This window comes from Streptomyces sp. NPDC023838 (genome assembly GCF_040639555.1).
Lineage (GTDB): Bacteria > Actinomycetota > Actinomycetes > Streptomycetales > Streptomycetaceae > Streptomyces.
On the sequence record NZ_JBFAAD010000023.1, the window covers coordinates 110,711 to 126,480 of the forward strand.

Genomic DNA, 15,770 nt, shown 5'->3' on the forward strand with positions numbered 1-15,770 from the left:
CGTACCGACCACCACCTCCGCCCCGCCCAGGGCGAGTGCGTCGAAGGAGATGGTCAAGTCGGTGATGGTCAAGGCGTCCGGGTCCGTGGCACCGCCGTCGTTTCCGTCCGGCCGCCGCCCCGGCCCCCCTGCCGGCGAACCGTCCCGCGGGCCTTCCCGCGGGCCTTCCCGCGGGCCTTCCCGCGGGCCTTCCCGCGGGCCTTCCCGCGGGCCTTCCCGCGGGCCTTCCCACAGCCCTTCCCGCAGGCCTTCCCCCAGCCCTCCCCGGCCAGGCGTCCCGTTCCGCGCACGGCTCGCCGTATCCGGTCCCGAGGGCGCGCTCCCGCCGTCGGCCCCGCCCGGTCCCGCCATGCAGATCGCTCCGGCCAGTTCGCGGAAGCAGGTGGCGAACCGCTGGCGCTCGCGGCGGCCGAGGCGGCGGGGCGTCCGGCCGCTCGCGGGGAAGCGTGCCCACTCCTCCGACGCCCACAGCGGAGCCGTCCGCACCCGGCGGACCTGGGGCGGCAGGGCCACCCAGCCGCGTTCCTCCTGAGCCGCGGTGCGGCTCAGCGCGTATATGTCGAACTCGTGCTGCGCGAGCCCGCGCACGAGCCGGTCGCACCACAATCTGGACTCGCCGGTCGTGTACGGATAGCCGCCGTCGGTGAGCAGTCCGATCCGCAATGTACGCACCCCCGATCTCCCTGGTGGGCGGCCGCCGTTGCACGGCGACTCGCAGCGGGAAGAACGTAAGCGGATACGACGGTGGCGCGATGGACGGTTGTCCATCGCGCCACCGGAAGGGGTGAATGCACGTAACTTTCCCACCCCGGTCGCGTTCCGTCGCGCTACGGGGCGGGAGAGTAACGGAGTGTCAGGCTGCGGCCACCCCATCGCGGTTCGGCTCCCCGACCGGGTCGCCGACCGGGTCGCCCGCCTGCTCCCGCAGCTGCTCGCGCAGCTCCTTGCGGGCGGCGCGGCGCACCGCCGCGAGCACCGGGTCCACGGTCGGCACGGCCGCGAGGAGCTGCCGGGTGTACGGGTCCTTGGGCGATCCGTACACCTCCTCCACCGCACCCTCCTCCACGATCCGGCCCCGGCGCATCACCGCGACCCGGTCGCTGACCTGCCGTACGACGGCGAGGTCGTGCGCGATGAAGACGAGCCCGAGCCCGAGTTCGCGCTGGAGCTCCGCGAGGAGCTCGGTGACGTGGGCCTGAGTGGTCACGTCGAGCGCGGACACCGGCTCGTCGCAGACGATCAGCTGCGGCTCGGCCGCGAGCGCGCGGGCGATGCCGACGCGCTGGCGCTGGCCGCCGCTGAACTCGTGCGGGTAGCGGTCGTAGCGGTCCGGGTCGAGGCCGACGCGCTCCAGGAGTTCGCCCACGCGCGCGTGGATGCGCTTCTCGTCCCGTACCCCCGAGGCCCGCAGCGGGTCCGCCACCGACTCGCCGATCGAGCGCCTCGGGTTGAGGGAGGCGACCGGGTCCTGGAAGACCATCTGGACGGCCGTGCCGTCGCGGCGGATCGTGCCGGACGTGGTGTCGAGCAGGCCGACCAGCATGCGGCCGAGCGTCGTCTTGCCGCTGCCGCTCTCGCCGACCACGCCGAGCGTCTCGCCGCGCCGCACGGTGAGCGACACGCCGTCGACGGCGGTGAACGCCGATTTGCCGCGCCCGAAGACCTTGCGCAGGTCACGGGCTTCGAGCAGCGGCTCACCGGCGGCGGGGGCACTCGGCTTGGCCGCGTCCAGGCGCGGCACCGCCGACAGCAGCTCCTTGGTGTACGCGGCCTTGGGCGCGCCGAGCACGTCCCGTACGGGCCCGCGCTCCACCGCGCGTCCCTGCCGCATGACCAGGACGTCGTCGACGCTCTCCGCCGCGACGCCCACGTCGTGGGTGACGAGCAGCAGCCCCATCCCGGTCTCCTGGCGCAGCCCGTGCAGCAGGTCGAGGATCTGGGCCTGGACGGTGACGTCGAGGGCGGTGGTCGGCTCGTCCGCGATCAAAAGCTTCGGCTCGCAGGCCAGCGCCATCGCGATGAGCGCGCGCTGGCGCATGCCGCCGGAGAACTCGTGCGGGCGCGAGCGCGCCTTGCGGGCCGCGTCCGGGATGCCGACGCGGTCCAGCACCTCGACGGCACGCGCGCGTGCCGCTCGCTTGGAGCCGCCCCGGTGCACCCGGTAGACCTCGGCGATCTGGTCGCCGATGGCGTAGTACGGGTCGAGGGAGGAGAGCGGGTCCTGGAAGACCATCGCCGCCACTCCCCCGCGCAGCCGGCGCAGTTCGGCGTCGGACGCCCGGTGCACATCGGTGCCCGCGACCTTGACGCTCCCCTCGACCAGGGCGCCGGTCCCCCGGTGCAGGCCGAGCAGGGCGTACGCGGACGCGCTCTTGCCGGAGCCGGACTCGCCGACCACGCCGAGCGCGGCGCCGGGCGCCAGGGTGAAGGAGAGCCCGTCCACGGCCCGGGTCTCGCCGAAGGTGACGGCGAGGTCGGTGACCTCCACCAGCGCCTCAGTCGTAGCCTCGGTCACTGAAGTCACTGAAGCACCACCCGTCGGTCCGCCATCGCGTACAGCGCGTCCGCGACGGCATTGGCCAGTACGACGAAGAATCCGGTCGTCATGACGACGCCGACCACGATGGGCAGGTCGACCTGGCGGACCGAGTCCACCAGGAGCTTGCCGATGCCCTGGATGCCGAAGAGCGACTCGGTGAGCACGGCGCCGCCGAACATGGAGCCCGCGTCCAGCGCGCTGAGCGCGATGACCGGGGCGACCGCGCCGCGCAGGGCGTGCTTGCCGACGATGGCCCGCTCGGTGAGTCCGTACGCCCGGAAGGTGCGCACATGGTCCTCGGCGAGGGTCTCCAGCATGGAACTGCGCACCAGGCGCGCATACTTGGCGCTCTCGATCAGCGCCAGCGAGATCCACGGCAGCAGCAGGCCCCAGAACCACTGCTCGGGGTTGTCCGAGAACGGCGTGTACTGCGGGAACGGCAGCCAGCCGAGCGTCGAGCAGAAGACGATGATCAGCACCAGGCCGATCACGAAGACCGGGGTGGAGAAGCCGATCAGGGTGAGCCCGGTCAGCGTCCGCTCCACGGCGCCGCCGCGCTTCCACGCGGAGAGCAGCCCGGTGCCGACGCCGAGCAGGATCCACAGCACGAACGCGCCGATGACCAGCGAGCCGGTGACGGGCAGCTTGTTCAGGAGGATGTCGGTGACCGGCGAGTCCTGGCGGTAGGACAGGCCAAGGCACGGCGCGTCGCAGTGGACGACGCCGACGCCGGAGGAGAAGTCGCGCCCGGCGAAGAGCCCCTGGAGGAAGTGCCAGTACTGCACGTGGATGGGGTCGCCGAGCTGGAGGCGGTCGTGCACCTGGGCCACCTGGGCCGGGGAGCAGCGCTCTCCGCAGACGATCTGGGCGACGTTGCCGGGAGCGGCGTAGAAGACGAGGTAGACGACGACGGAGAGGGCGAGCAGTACGAAGACCGCGCCGCCGAGCCGCCGCAGCAGGAAGCCCGTCACTTCGAGGCCTCCTTCTCAAGGGACTTGCGGGACTCAAGATGTTCGCGGGATTCGCGGGATTCGCGGGATTTACGGGATTCGCGGGATTTACGGGACTTGACGCCGACCTTGAGCCGGGAGGCGGCGCGGGGGTCGAGCGCCGTGCGCACTCCCTCGCCGACGACCGTGAGGGAGAGGACCGTCACGAACAGGAAGCCCGCGGGCAGCAGCAGATAGGTGGGCGCCGACTGGTACCAGGTGTTGGCCTCGGTGAGCATCTGCCCCCACGACGGGGTGGGCGGCTTGATGCCGACGCCGAGGAACGAGAGCGCCGCCTCGATGGAGACGTTGGCGGGGACCAGCAGCACGCCGTACGTGATGACGGGCGCGGCCAGCGCGGGCAGCAGCTCGCGCCGGGCGACCGCGAGCCTGCCCCAGCCGCTGAGCCGGGCCGCCGAGACGTAGTCCAGCGACTTGAGGCTGAGCGCGGAGGAGCGCACGATCTTGGAGGTGCCGGACCAGCCGACGACGGCGATCACGAAGGTGATCAGCATCGGGCGCGGCACCGAGTCGGGCACGATCGCGATCAGGCCGAGGCTGATGACGAGGAGCGGCAGCGCCACCACGACGTCGGTGAACCGGCTGACGACCTGGTCGGCCCACCGCCCGCCGAGCGCGGCGAGCAGCCCGAGGGCGACCCCGATGAACACCTGGACCAGGGTGGCGATGAAGGCGACGCCGAGCGAGACCCGGGCGCCGTAGACGAGCCGCGCGAACAGGTCGCGGCCGGTCTGGGGCTCCACGCCGAGCCAGTGGTCGCCGCTGATCCCTCCGAAGGAGCCCTTGGGCACCCCGCCCGCCGCCGAGTCGACCAGAGCGGGGTGGAAGGCGTTGGGGTCCTGCCCCTCCAGGGCGGTGAGCAGCGGCGCGGTGAGCGCGACGAGCACGAGCAGCGCGAAGACGACGGCGGCGACGGTCACCGCGCGCTGGGCGCGCAGCCGTTGCCAGAACTGACGGGCCCCCGAAGAGGGAGCGGCCACCTGGGCGGCCGCTCCCTTCTCCGAGGCCAACAGGGCCTCACTCATCGCTACTTGACCGCGACCTGGGAGATGTCGAGCACGCCGGTCCAGTCGCTGATGACGACGTTCTTGATGTCCTTGCCGACCAGGCGCTTGTAGACCGGGTGGAAGAGCGGGACCACGACGGCCTGCTCACCGATCTTCTTGTCGAGGGCGCCCCAGCGCGGTGCGGCCGCCGCCAGGTCGGTCAGCTTGTTGATCTCGTCGACCTCCTTGTTGACCGAGGGGTCGTCCAGGAAGCCGGTGTTGAAGTTGGCGCCGTCCTTGACGATCTGGCGGCCGTCGAAGATCGGCGCGAGGAACGGGCCGCCGGACGGCCAGTCGGCGCCCCAGCCGCGCAGGAAGAAGCCGGGCTCCTTGTTCACGCTCTGGATGGTGTCGTTGTAGTCGTTGGCCTCCAGGCCCTGGAGCTTGACCGTGATCCCGGCCTTCTTCAGGGCGTCCTGGAGGGCGGTGGCGACCTCGGGGCCCTTGGGGCCGCCCTTGGCGTTGGAGTGGGTGAGCGTGACGGTGAGGCCGTCCGCGTGGCCCGCCTCCTTCAGGAGCTCCTTGGCCTTGGCGGCGTTGCCCGAGTCACCGGCCGGGAAGTGGTCGAACTGGGTGTAGCCGAACGCCTTCTGGTTGGGCAGGAAGGTGGTGGCGGGCTCGGCGAGCGAGGAGCCGCCGACCGCGTTGACGACCGAGCTGCGGTCCACCGCGTACGCGATGGCCTGGCGCACCTTGGGGTCGTCGAACGGCTTCACCTTGGGGTTGAAGCCGATGTAGTTGGTGTAGCCGAAGTGGCCGGTGCCCACGCGCCCGGCGAGCGCCTTGTCACCGCCGACCTTGGCGAGCTCGGCCGGGCCGAGGTTGGTGTCGGTGGTGACGGCGGCCGAGTCCGGTCCCTGGGAGGCCGAGAGCCGCTGGTTGATGACGGAGGCGTCGAGGCCGGAGCGTACGTCGATGCTGTCCGGGTACGCCTTGCGCTCGGCGTCGGTGGCCTCGGACCAGTTGGGGTTGCGCTCCAGGACCAGGTGCTCGCCGTCGTTCTCGTTCTTGACGACCTTGTACGGGCCGGACGAGACGGGGTGCGACTCGTACTTGGTGCCCGTGTCCTTGGCCTTGGGGACCGGCGCGAACTGCGTCTGGGTGGCCAGGTACGGGAACTCGCCCTCGGGCTTGTTCAGATGGAAGACGATGGTCTTGGCGTCGGGCGTCTCGATCGAGGCGAGGCCCTTGCCGCCGTCCTTGTAGGGGCCCTGGTACGTGGCGCCGCCGACGAGCCAGTCGCGCAGGTAGGGCGCGCCGCCGGAGAGCTCGGCCGCGAAGGAGCGCTCGATGCCGTACTTGATGTCGGCCGTCGTGATCGGCGAGCCGTCCTCGTACTTGAGGCCGTCCTTGAGGGTGTACGTCCACACCGTGGCGTCGGCGTTGGGCTTGCCGGTGTCGGTGGCGAGGTCGGGGACGACCTTGGTGCCCTCGGCGCCGGCCTCGCGGTTGCGCGTGGTGAGCGTACGGAAGACCAGGGACGGAACGTTTCCGCCGCCGGAGGTGTAGAGCCGGGCCGGGTCGAAGTCGGTCTGCGGCTCGTTGTTGAGGACGGAGAGCGTGCCGCCCTTGCCGGGCTTGGCGTCCGAGCTGCCGCCGGCGTTCTTGGCGCCGCTGTCATCGGGGCCGCAGGCGACGGCGCCCACGGCGAGAACCACGGCTATCGCTGCCGCTCTTGCGACGTTTCCGGACATCTGACGCATCGGAATGAAGACCTCTCGGTGACTGCACGTACAGGGCAAAGGGGACGCGGGCGTCTGCCTCGGCCCATGACGACGTCATGGTCTTCGAACAAGAGAGGAGAGTGCTGCGCCCGCGCGGATTGAGCAAAGACGGAAGTACCCGAGCGCAAGTGAAAGAAAACTGCGCGCGAGTGGGCGTCAGCAACAGTGAATGTCGGCTACGCAGAGCCCGGTCACGCCGATCAGCGCCAGCTCGATGGCGGCGCGCTCGGGGGTGACGGGACGGTGCGGCATGCCGAGAACTATGCAAAGCCCCGCTGTCCACTGTCAACCGAGATTGAGACGGTTGTCCCACAGTGTGGACAGCGGGGCTTCGTTGGTCTCAACCAGTCGGGTAGACCCAGGGGTTGGGACGGCACTTGATCCCGTCTATGTCCAAGGACTTGGTCTGCTGCTGCATCACCGGAGCGAGCGCCCCGGGAGTGCGACAGCTCACATGCCCGTGGCCGAGCCGGTGTCCCACCTCGTGGTTGATGAGCATCTGCCGGTAGGCGAACATCGCCTGGGGCCCGTACGTCTCCGAGCCCTGCGCCCAGCGGAACGCGTTGATCATCACGCGCTCGGTGGCGGCCGAGTCGCAGGAGACGTTCTCCTCGGTGATGTCCAGCTCCGACTTGGCGCACCAGGTCCCGGTGGTGCCGGGGCTGGCCAGGGTGATCACGAAGTCGGGCTTGCCGGAGGAGATCCGCTCGAAGGTCTTCGCCCCGTCGTGCGCCCAGCTGCGGTCGTCGTTGAGGGTCTTCTGCACGGCCTCGGCGAACAGGGCGCCGTCCAGGCCGAGGCCCTTCTCGACGTCCACCCGGTAGCGGTACTTGCGCCCCTTGCCGGGCGCGGCCGCGGCGCCGGGCACCGTCTCGAACTCGCCGGAACCTTTCAGCTTCGGGTCGATCGGGTACTGCAGGGCCATCTTCTGCTCGTACGAGGCGGGCTTGGCCGGGGCCGCCTGCTGGGGCGTCGCCCGGTCCTTGGAGCGGGAGGCCGGCCCGTCCGTGCCGCCGCGGCCATTGTCGTCGGCCGACTGGGCACCTGTCTGGTGGCCCCCGTCGGAGGTGACCTGACCGGCCACGACGACCGCGAGCATCGTGGTGACGGCGGCGGCCGCGATCCCGGTGAGAGTGCGCCCCTTCGAGGACTTCGAGGATTTGGAGGACTTGGAGCCCTTGGAGGGCTTGCCCGCCTCGGCCGTCTCGGCCACCCCGGCCGTCTCGGTCGCGGGCGCCGTCCCGGCCGGCTCGGGCACGGGGGCCGGCCGCGACACGGCGGGCGCGGGGGCGGGGGCGGGGACCACCCTGCGGTACGAACCCGTATCCATCGGGTCCACCCTGCGGTACGAACCCGTGTCCGTGGGGGTGATCCTGCGGTGCGTGCCCGTCTCCGTCGGCTCGGCCACGCGGTGCGTGCCGGTGTCCGTCCACTCCGGGCCGTCGAAGGCGTCCACGTACTCGCGCCGGGGTCCCGGTATTCGGACACCCGGTCCGGAAGCGGGCTGGGCGGGGGCGCCGCGCCAGTCGCCGGGGCGCGGCGCGGCGGGTTCGCCCCAGCCGCCCCCGCCCTCGTGGTGCTCGGGGTGGCCGCCGCGCGCCTGGGGCACGCCGTGCGCCGGGGTGCCGCCGCCCTGGTGCTGGGAGACGGGGCCGCCCGCCACCGGGCGGATCCGCGGTACCGGACCGGTCGGCGGGCCGTCGGCGCGGCGCCGTCCGCCCGGCTGCTGCACGCCCTCCGCGACGGGCACGGGCCCGGTGGTGTCGGCGGTGCGGGAGTACTCGGGAGTGCCCGACGGGGCACCCTTGGGTCGGCTGTGTCGTCCCACGCGCCGGATCAGCTCCTGTTTCCGCAGTCGTCGACCAGGTCCCGGAAGGCCTGCGCGACCACCTCCGGATACTCCATCATCGCCACGTGCCCGGCGTCGGGCAGCGTCAGCAGTCTCGACCCGCGGAAGGCGGCGGCCGCTCTGCGCGCCATCCGGAAGCCGACGAGCTGGTCGCGGCCGCCGTAGACCAGCAGCGTCGGGGCGAGCACCCGCTCGGCCTGCCGCCACAGGCCGTGCTGCCCGCCCAGGGTGTACGCGTCGACGACGCCCCGCGCCGAGCGGGCCATCGCGTCCCAGAAGTACGGCAGCCGCAGCCGCCGCTCCATCTCCTCGACCGCCGCCCGGAAGGCCTCGGGGCTCACCTTGCCCGGGTCGCCGTAACAGAGGGCCATCACCCCGCGGGTGCGGTCCTCGGCCGTCCAGTCCTTCGTCATCCGCATGAACAGCGAGGTCACGCCGGGCACCGCGAGCAGGGCGGTCGGCCAGGCGGTGCGCTGGGCGCGGATCTCGGGGAGCGCGGGCGAGACCAGGGTGAGGGTGCGGACCAGGTCCGGGCGGACCGCGGCGACCCGGGTGGCGACCGCGCCGCCCAGCGAGTTGCCGAAGAGGTGGACGGGCCCGCGGCCGGCCGAGTCGAGCAGCCGGATCACCGCGCGCGCGTGGCCGGTGACCGAGTAGTCGCCGTCGTCCGGCGGCGCGGAGTCGCCGAAGCCGGGCAGGTCCACGGCCTCACAGTCCACCGCGTCCGCGAGCAGCGGCATCAGGGCGGACCAGTTCTGCGAGGAGCCGCCGAGCCCGTGTACGAACAGGGCGGGGGCGAGACCGGGTCTCGTACTCGGACGGGCGCGGATGTTCAGCGTCAGCCCGGGCAGACTCACCGAGCGCAGCTCTTCACCGTCCGCCACCCGGACCGCGCCCACCCGGGGTGCCGGGGCGACAGCGGCGGCAAGGGTTTCCGGCAGCTCGGTCGAAGACATGCGGCAATGTTACGAGACGATCACACGGTGGTTCATGTGTTCGCCGTCACAGATCGCATAGCGGTGCGCAGGGCTAACCCATAGGCTCGTAACCAAGCCCTCCAAAAGGGAGAAATCATGCCCGTCGACCCCAGTGATCCCGAAGTGTTCGAAGAAGAAGACGACGCCGTGGAGCTCGACGAGGAGACACCCGAAGCGGACGCGGCCGAGCAGCACACCGACGTACGACAGAAGCGCGACGACCCGCTCACCCGCGCCGACACGGGCGTGGCGAACGTGGCGGACGTGGCCGAGCAGGCGCGGGTCGTCGACCTCGACGAGGACGACTACCGCTGATTTGTTCGGATTACTGGCGTATCTCCAGCTATCCAGGGCGTCCGGTCCATGAAATTCTGCGTGCGCACCGCGCACAGCCGGGTTACCCAAAAGTACGATGGCGGCGCGCGTCCATCGCGCACGAGATCAATTTTTGGGAGGCGGCGTGACAGCCATCGAGCAGACCGAGGCAGCGCGCCCGCGAGGCACGCGCCTGCCCCGCCGGGCCCGCCGCAATCAACTGCTGGGCGCGGCCCAGGAAGTCTTCGTCGCACAGGGATACCACTCGGCCGCGATGGACGACATCGCGGAGCGGGCGGGCGTCTCCAAGCCGGTCCTCTACCAGCACTTCCCCGGAAAGCTGGAGCTGTACCTGGCCCTGCTCGACCAGCACTGCGAGGCGCTGCTCCTGGCCGTGCGCACGGCGCTCGCCTCCACCAGTGACAACAAGCTGCGCGTCGCCGCGACCATGGACGCCTACTTCGCGTATGTGGAGGAGGAGGGCGGCGCGTTCCGGCTGGTCTTCGAGTCCGACCTGACCAACGAGCCCGCCGTGCGCGAGCGTGTGGAGCGGGTCAGCCTCCAGTGCGCCGAGGCCATCTCGGACGTGATCGCCGAGGACACCGGGCTCTCCAAGGACGAGTCCATGCTGCTGGCCGTCGGCCTCGGCGGGGTCTCCCAGGTGGTCGCCCGCTACTGGCTCTCCAGCGAGTCGGCGATCCCCCGCGAGAAGGCGGTGCAGCTGCTCACCTCGCTGGCCTGGCGCGGCATCGCGGGCTTCCCGCTGCACGGCTCCGAGGGCCACTGAACAGCGCTTGAGGAGGACGGGTGTTCGCTCCTAGCGTGCGGCGCCGCGCCCGTCCGGGTCCCCTCTCCGGGCTAATGTGTGCGGGGTACGGCGCGGCTGACCGCGCACCGCAGACCGTCGGAGGGACATAGCCGTGGAGGTCAAGATCGGCGTGCAGCACGCACCCCGGGAGATCGTTCTGGAGAGCGGGCAGTCCGCCGAGGAGGTCGAGAGCTCGGTCGCCGACGCCCTCGCCGGCAAGGCGCAGCTGCTCAGCCTCCAGGACGACAAGGGCCGCAAGGTCCTGGTGCCTGCCGACAAGATCGCGTACGTGGAGATCGGCGAGCCCACCGTTCGCCGGGTGGGCTTCGGCCAGCTGTAGCCCGTAGAGCACGTGGCAGGGGAGCGGCCCGGCGGTCATCGACCGCCGGGCCGCTCCCTTTTCGCGCTGTCCGGGCGCTTGTGCGCCGGGCGTGCGCTTCCTGTCCCCCCGCTGTGCTCCACACGGTGAGGGGAGGGTTGCGCTCCGCGAGCGTCGGGTAGGACGGCCTGTGACCCGATACGTCTGGCGACACCGCGGGAGGGACGCACATGCTCCTGGAAGCGCTCGGCTCCGTACTGCTCGGAATCGTCCTCGCCTGGACTGCCGCGTCACGCCTGCCGGACCGTCTGCCCGAGCGCCGGACCGTTCTCGCGGTGGGCGCGGTCGGCGCCCTGTTCGGGGCCTTCCTGACGCACTCGGCGGTCGGCCCGGGCCATGCGGTGACCACGGTCGTGGGCGCCACGTTCATCGCGGTGGTCGCGCTGTCGCTGCTGCTGCGCCCGAGGGGCCGCCTGCGCCGCTCAGCGGCGTAGGCGGCGCGTTCCGCAGTGGGTCAGGCGGCCAGGCCGAGAGCGGCCATGCGCTTGGTGTGGGCCTTGGTGATCCGGGTGAACATCTCGCCCACCGCGGCCAGATCGAAGCCGTCCGCCATGCCGCCGACCAGCATCGTCGACAGCGCGTCGCGCTCCGCGACCACGCGCTGGGCCTGCGACAGGGCCTCGCCCATCAGCCGCCGCGCCCACAGCGCGAGCCGGCCGCCGAGCCGCGGGTCGGCCTCGATCGCGGCGCGCACCTTCTCCACCGCGAAGTTGCCGTGCCCGGTGTCGTCGAGGACCGCGAGCACCAGGCCGCGGGTGTCCGAGTCGAGCCGGGCCGCCACCTCGCGGTAGAAGTCACTGGCGATCGAGTCACCCACGTACGCCTTGACCAGGCCCTCCAGCCAGTCCGACGGCGCGGTCTGGTGGTGGAAGTCGTCCAGCGCCTTGGCGAACGGCTCCATCGCGGCGGTCGGCTCCGCGTCGATCTCGGCGAGGCGGTCGCGCAACCGCTCGAAGTGGTGGAACTCGGCCGAGGCCATCTTCGCCAGCTCCGCCTTGTCGGCGAGCGAGGGCGCCAGCTTGGCGTCGTCGGCGAGGCGCTCGAAGGCCGCCAGCTCGCCGTAGGCGAGCGCGCCGAGCAGGTCCACCACGGCGGCCCGGTACTGGGGCTCGGCGGAGGCGGTCGCCCAGTCCTGGGCGGCGATCCCGGTGGGTTCCACCGTGTTTTCCGCGGCGGGCTTGGCGGCGTTCTCAGCGGCGGTCTCCGCGGCGGGCGCGTCCGCTTCGTTTGCGGCCGCGTTGGCGTTGTCAGGCGTCTCCATGGAGCGCACAATAGCCCGCTCCCGGCAGGGAGGAAGGGCCTGGTCAGCCAGAGCGCCGAGCCGGTTCCCGGGAATTCGCCCAACACACATGCGCGAATCCGGGGTACAGTGGTAATGAGCCTGCCGAGGATCATGTATTCGGCGGGCGGCTTGATGAATGAGGATGCCCGGTCGGTCGCCCGGTCGGCTCCGACCCGACAGCCCTCCAGTGCGGCACGTGACAGTACGTAACCGCAGATGAGGGACCCTCAGCGGCACGAGCGCTTGAGCGACGGCAGTGGTCCCGCGCCACCCGACCCGGTCGAATCCCGACTCCGGCCGGATGTACCCGGCACGGTACGACCCGCCGCGTTCGCCTCCGTACCGCGTCTCACAGAAGAGGCAGCACCCTGACTACGTTCCGAGAGCTCGGGATCCTTCCCGAGACCGCCGAGGCCCTCGAAGCCGTCGGCATCATGTCCCCCTTCCCCATCCAGGAGATGACGCTCCCCGTCGCGCTCTCCGGCTCCGATGTGATCGGCCAGGCCAAGACCGGCACCGGCAAGACGCTCGGTTTCGGTCTGCCGATCCTGGAGCGCGTCACCGTCCCCGCGGACGTCGAGGCGGGCCGGGCCAAGCCCGAGCAGCTCACCGACGCCCCGCAGGCGCTCGTCGTGGTCCCCACCCGCGAGCTCTGCACCCAGGTCACCAACGACCTGCTCACCGCCGGCAAGGTCCGCAACGTCCGCGTGCTCGCCATCTACGGCGGCCGGGCGTACGAGCCGCAGGTCGAGGCCCTCAAGAAGGGCGTCGACGTCATCGTCGGCACCCCCGGCCGGCTGCTCGACCTGGCGGGCCAGCGCAAGCTGGACCTCTCCCACGTCCGCGTGCTCGTCCTCGACGAGGCCGACGAGATGCTCGACCTGGGCTTCCTGCCGGACGTCGAGAAGATCATCAACATGCTTCCGGCGAAGCGCCAGACCATGCTGTTCTCGGCGACCATGCCGGGCGCGGTCATCGGACTGGCCCGTCGCTACATGTCGCAGCCGACGCACATCAGCGCCACCTCGCCCGACGACGAGGGCGCGACCGTCGCCAACATCTCGCAGCACGTCTTCCGTGCCCACTCGATGGACAAGCCGGAGATGGTCGCGCGCATCCTGCAGGCCGAGGGCCGCGGACTCGCGATGATCTTCTGCCGTACGAAGCGGACGGCCGCCGACATCGCCGAGCAGCTCGCCAAGCGCGGCTTCGCCTCCGGCGCGGTCCACGGTGACCTCGGCCAGGGCGCCCGCGAGCAGGCGCTGCGCGCGTTCCGCAACGGCAAGGTCGACGTGCTGGTCTGCACCGACGTCGCCGCCCGCGGCATCGACGTCGAAGGTGTGACGCACGTCATCAACTACCAGTCGCCGGAGGAGGAGAAGACCTACCTCCACCGCATCGGCCGCACCGGCCGCGCGGGCAACAAGGGCATCGCGATCACGCTGGTCGACTGGGACGACATCCCGCGCTGGCAGCTGATCAACAAGGCGCTGGACCTGAAGTTCCCCGACCCGGTCGAGACGTACTCGACGTCCCCGCACCTGTTCGAGGAGCTGAACATCCCGGCGGGTACGAAGGGTGTCCTGCCGCGCGGCGAGCGCACCCGCGCCGGTCTCGCGGCCGAGCAGGTCGAGGACCTGGGCGAGACGGGCGGCCGTGGCCGCAAGTCCGCGGCTCCGGTCGTGACCGAGGAGCGCCCCGAGCGCACCCGGACCCCGCGCCAGCGCCGCCGCACCCGTGGCGGTTCGACGGTCGAGGCGGACGCTCCGGCGCCCGTGGCCACGGAGCCGGCCGCCGAGCCGGCCGCCGAGCCGGCCGCCGCGGACACGGAGCCTCGCACCCCGCGCCGCCGTCGCCGCACCCGGGTCGCCCCGGTGGAGGCGGCCCCGGTCGCCGAGGCCGTCGCCGCGGTGGCCGTGGCCGAGCCGGTCGCCGCACCGGTCGCGGAGGCTGTGGTGGAAGCCGCCGTGGAGACCGTCGTGGAGGCGGAGCCCAAGCCGCGCCGCACCCGGACCCGCAAGGCCGCCGCGGCCGTCGTCGAGGCGCCGGTCGTCCCGGCGCCCGCCGCTCCGGTGGCCGCCGCCCCGGTGGTTGCCGCTCCCGCGGCCGTCGCCGTCGCCGAGCCGGAGGCCGCCCCGCGCCGTCCGCGTACCCGCAAGGTCGCGGCGCCGGTCGTCGAGGCCGTCGTCGAGGCGCCCGTGAAGCCGCGTCGGCGCACCCGCAAGGTGGCGGCGTCGGCCGAGGTCGGCTTCCTGACCCCGGAGTCGGCCGCGCTGGAGATCGCCGCGGCGAAGGCGGCGGAGGCCGCCGCGAAGCCGGCCCGTACGCGCAAGAAGGCGGTCGCCGCCGAGCCCGACGCGTCGGCCCCGGCCGAGCCCAAGCCGCGTCGTACGCGCGCGAAGAAGACGGTGGAGGCCGCCCCCGAGGCGCCCGCCACCGAGCCCAAGCCGCGCCGCACGCGCACCCGCAAGGCCGCGACGCCCGAGGCGTAAGGCCCACCCGCGCCCTTCGGCCCGGCATCCCTACGGGGGTGCCGGGCCGAAGTGCGTTCTGGCTACGCCCCTTAGGCAACTGGTCCGGCCGCGCCCCTGAATGCCTCACGCCCGAGCGCAAATCGTCGGCTGCGGGGGCCCTACCTAAGGGGCGCGGGGAACTGCGCGACCAGCCACACACAGCCCGCAGACGAACAGGGGCCCGGGGCGGAGCCCCGAAGGCGGGTTCAGGGGCCGCAGGCCCCGCGACGGGGTCCGGGGCCGTAGCCCCCGGGAGACCGCCTCCACCCCCGCCCACCCCCGGAGGCCACGCGGCAGAGCCGCACATGTCGCAGCGGGAAAGGGGCGGGGAGGGGCAGGAAGGGGCCCTATACGCTCGGCCCATGAGCAAGCCCCGTTCCCTCGTCCTCCCGCCCCGCACCCGCGCGTACCCCCTCCCTACCCCCCGCGGCCACTTCGCCGTGCTCGACGCCGAGCCCCTCGGCTCCGCGCTCGGCACCGCGCTGCTCATCCCGGGGTACACCGGCAGCAAGGAGGACTTCATCGGGCTGCTCGAACCGCTCACCCGGGCCGGCTACCGCGCCGTGGCCGTGGACGGGCGCGGCCAGCACGAGAGCCCCGGGCCGCGCCGGGTCTCCGGCTACACGCCCCGCACCCTCGCCGAGGACGCCGTCGCCCAGGCCACCGCGCTCGGCGACGGGCCCGTACACGTCGTCGGCCACTCCTTCGGCGGTCTGGTGGCCCGTTCGGCCGTGCGGATCGCCCCGCACGCCTTCCGGTCGCTGACGCTGCTCGCGTCGGGGCCGGGCCACGTCGGCCCGGAGCAGCGGGCCAAGATCCGGCTGCTGCGGGCTGCCCTGCCGGTGCTTCCCGCCCCGGTCGTCTGGGCCGTCACCCGCTGGCTGGACAGCCGCGACCCGGCGTACGAGCCCGACACCCCCGACGTCGCGGCCTTCCTGCGCGAGCGGTGGTTCAACACCCGGCGCGCCCAACTCATCGCCACCGGGCGGCAGTTGAGGACGGAACCGGACCGCACCGAGCACATCGCCGCGCTCCCCGTGCCGCTGCACATCGCGTACGGGGACGAGGAGACGGTGTGGACCATCGAGGAGCTGGCGGCGCTCGCCCGCGACACCGACGCCCGCCACACGGTCATCGCGGGCGCGGCCCACTCCCCCAACGTCACGCACCCCGAACTGCTGGCGACGGCCCTCACCGAGTTCTGGCTGACCACCGCACCGGCGGAGCACACGGCCTAGTGACCTGGTTTGGAGATCCTGTCGCAGTAGCGGCAGATGCGGTCGAGGATCTGGTCGGCGGTCTTGGTCCATTTGAAGGGCCGGGCTTGG

At 72.2% G+C, this 15,770-nt stretch carries 14 protein-coding genes and 1 pseudogene; 6 read left to right on the forward strand and 9 right to left on the reverse strand.

The genetic code is table 11. From position 1 onward, the window contains the following. Nucleotides 1-351: 351 nt before the first annotated feature. From AB0G17_RS25535 to AB0G17_RS25570, 8 genes and pseudogenes are all read right to left on the reverse strand, one after another. Nucleotides 352-663: pseudogene (locus AB0G17_RS25535) on the reverse strand (DUF3492 domain-containing protein); the annotation flags it as partial. 190 nt (nucleotides 664-853) lie between these two features. After that, nucleotides 854-2,488, reverse strand: coding sequence for an ABC transporter ATP-binding protein (locus AB0G17_RS25540; RefSeq protein ID WP_361387247.1), 1,635 nt, complete (start codon nucleotides 2,486-2,488; stop codon nucleotides 854-856). Between the two features lie 32 nt (nucleotides 2,489-2,520). Then, on the reverse strand, nucleotides 2,521-3,510 hold the full coding sequence (locus AB0G17_RS25545) for an ABC transporter permease (RefSeq protein WP_361387192.1): 990 nt from the start codon (nucleotides 3,508-3,510) through the stop codon (nucleotides 2,521-2,523). After that, entirely contained in the window at nucleotides 3,507-4,574 is a 1,068-nt protein-coding gene (locus tag AB0G17_RS25550) for an ABC transporter permease (RefSeq protein ID WP_361387196.1), read from the reverse strand. The genes AB0G17_RS25545 and AB0G17_RS25550 overlap by 4 nt, the downstream gene beginning before the upstream one ends. Nucleotides 4,575-4,576: 2 nt before the next feature. Next, nucleotides 4,577-6,298 (reverse strand): ABC transporter substrate-binding protein, encoded by a 1,722-nt coding sequence (locus AB0G17_RS25555; protein ID WP_361387199.1) that lies wholly within the window; start codon nucleotides 6,296-6,298, stop codon nucleotides 4,577-4,579. Nucleotides 6,299-6,475: 177 nt separating this feature from the next. After that, nucleotides 6,476-6,571: an Ms4533A family Cys-rich leader peptide gene (locus AB0G17_RS25560; protein WP_361387202.1), complete on the reverse strand. Its 96-nt coding sequence runs from the start codon at nucleotides 6,569-6,571 to the stop codon at nucleotides 6,476-6,478. A gap of 88 nt (nucleotides 6,572-6,659) precedes the next feature. Then, nucleotides 6,660-8,147 carry a DUF3152 domain-containing protein gene (locus AB0G17_RS25565; protein ID WP_361387205.1) on the reverse strand — a complete coding sequence of 496 codons (1,488 nt, stop codon included), beginning with the start codon at nucleotides 8,145-8,147 and terminating at the stop codon, nucleotides 6,660-6,662. An 8-nt stretch (nucleotides 8,148-8,155) separates the two neighbouring features. After that, nucleotides 8,156-9,124 (reverse strand): alpha/beta hydrolase, encoded by a 969-nt coding sequence (locus tag AB0G17_RS25570; RefSeq protein WP_361387208.1) that lies wholly within the window; start codon nucleotides 9,122-9,124, stop codon nucleotides 8,156-8,158. 117 nt (nucleotides 9,125-9,241) lie between these two features. On the opposite strand from AB0G17_RS25570, the gene AB0G17_RS25575 reads away from it, so the two are divergent. The 4 genes from AB0G17_RS25575 to AB0G17_RS25590 all read left to right on the forward strand — a co-directional run bounded on the left by AB0G17_RS25575 (nucleotide 9,242) and on the right by AB0G17_RS25590 (nucleotide 11,081). Beyond that, the gene (locus AB0G17_RS25575) at nucleotides 9,242-9,460 is read left to right on the forward strand and encodes a hypothetical protein (protein ID WP_361387211.1); all 219 of its coding nucleotides are present in this window, start codon (nucleotides 9,242-9,244) and stop codon (nucleotides 9,458-9,460) included. 145 nt (nucleotides 9,461-9,605) lie between these two features. Further along, the gene (locus AB0G17_RS25580) at nucleotides 9,606-10,247 is read left to right on the forward strand and encodes a TetR/AcrR family transcriptional regulator (RefSeq protein WP_361387214.1); all 642 of its coding nucleotides are present in this window, start codon (nucleotides 9,606-9,608) and stop codon (nucleotides 10,245-10,247) included. A 133-nt stretch (nucleotides 10,248-10,380) separates the two neighbouring features. Beyond that, nucleotides 10,381-10,608, forward strand: coding sequence for a DUF3107 domain-containing protein (locus tag AB0G17_RS25585; protein ID WP_361387217.1), 228 nt, complete (start codon nucleotides 10,381-10,383; stop codon nucleotides 10,606-10,608). Nucleotides 10,609-10,817: 209 nt separating this feature from the next. Beyond that, nucleotides 10,818-11,081 (forward strand): hypothetical protein, encoded by a 264-nt coding sequence (locus AB0G17_RS25590; protein ID WP_361387220.1) that lies wholly within the window; start codon nucleotides 10,818-10,820, stop codon nucleotides 11,079-11,081. Between the two features lie 20 nt (nucleotides 11,082-11,101). On the opposite strand, the gene AB0G17_RS25595 is transcribed toward AB0G17_RS25590, so the two are convergent. Beyond that, entirely contained in the window at nucleotides 11,102-11,917 is an 816-nt protein-coding gene (locus AB0G17_RS25595; protein WP_361387223.1) for a ferritin-like fold-containing protein, read from the reverse strand. A gap of 446 nt (nucleotides 11,918-12,363) precedes the next feature. On the opposite strand from AB0G17_RS25595, the gene AB0G17_RS25600 reads away from it, so the two are divergent. Together AB0G17_RS25600 and AB0G17_RS25605 are read left to right on the forward strand one after the other, a co-directional pair. Beyond that, nucleotides 12,364-14,421 (forward strand): DEAD/DEAH box helicase, encoded by a 2,058-nt coding sequence (locus tag AB0G17_RS25600; RefSeq protein WP_361387226.1) that lies wholly within the window; start codon nucleotides 12,364-12,366, stop codon nucleotides 14,419-14,421. A gap of 383 nt (nucleotides 14,422-14,804) precedes the next feature. Then, nucleotides 14,805-15,680, forward strand: coding sequence for an alpha/beta hydrolase (locus tag AB0G17_RS25605; protein WP_361387229.1), 876 nt, complete (start codon nucleotides 14,805-14,807; stop codon nucleotides 15,678-15,680). The last annotated feature ends 90 nt before the right edge of the window (nucleotides 15,681-15,770 follow it).

Bases quoted from the DNA above. Each gene is read 5' to 3' on its own strand.
- AB0G17_RS25550 (WP_361387196.1), bottom strand. From the start codon at position 4,574: ATGAGTGAGGCCCTGTTGGCCTCGGAGAAGGGAGCGGCCGCCCAGGTG.
- AB0G17_RS25555 (WP_361387199.1), bottom strand. From the start codon at position 6,298: ATGCGTCAGATGTCCGGAAACGTCGCAAGAGCGGCAGCGATAGCCGTG.
- AB0G17_RS25560 (WP_361387202.1), bottom strand. From the start codon at position 6,571: ATGCCGCACCGTCCCGTCACCCCCGAGCGCGCCGCCATCGAGCTGGCG.
- AB0G17_RS25570 (WP_361387208.1), bottom strand. From the start codon at position 9,124: ATGTCTTCGACCGAGCTGCCGGAAACCCTTGCCGCCGCTGTCGCCCCG.
- AB0G17_RS25575 (WP_361387211.1), top strand. From the start codon at position 9,242: ATGCCCGTCGACCCCAGTGATCCCGAAGTGTTCGAAGAAGAAGACGAC.
- AB0G17_RS25590 (WP_361387220.1), top strand. From the start codon at position 10,818: ATGCTCCTGGAAGCGCTCGGCTCCGTACTGCTCGGAATCGTCCTCGCC.
- AB0G17_RS25600 (WP_361387226.1), top strand. From the start codon at position 12,364: ATGTCCCCCTTCCCCATCCAGGAGATGACGCTCCCCGTCGCGCTCTCC.
- AB0G17_RS25605 (WP_361387229.1), top strand. From the start codon at position 14,805: ATGAGCAAGCCCCGTTCCCTCGTCCTCCCGCCCCGCACCCGCGCGTAC.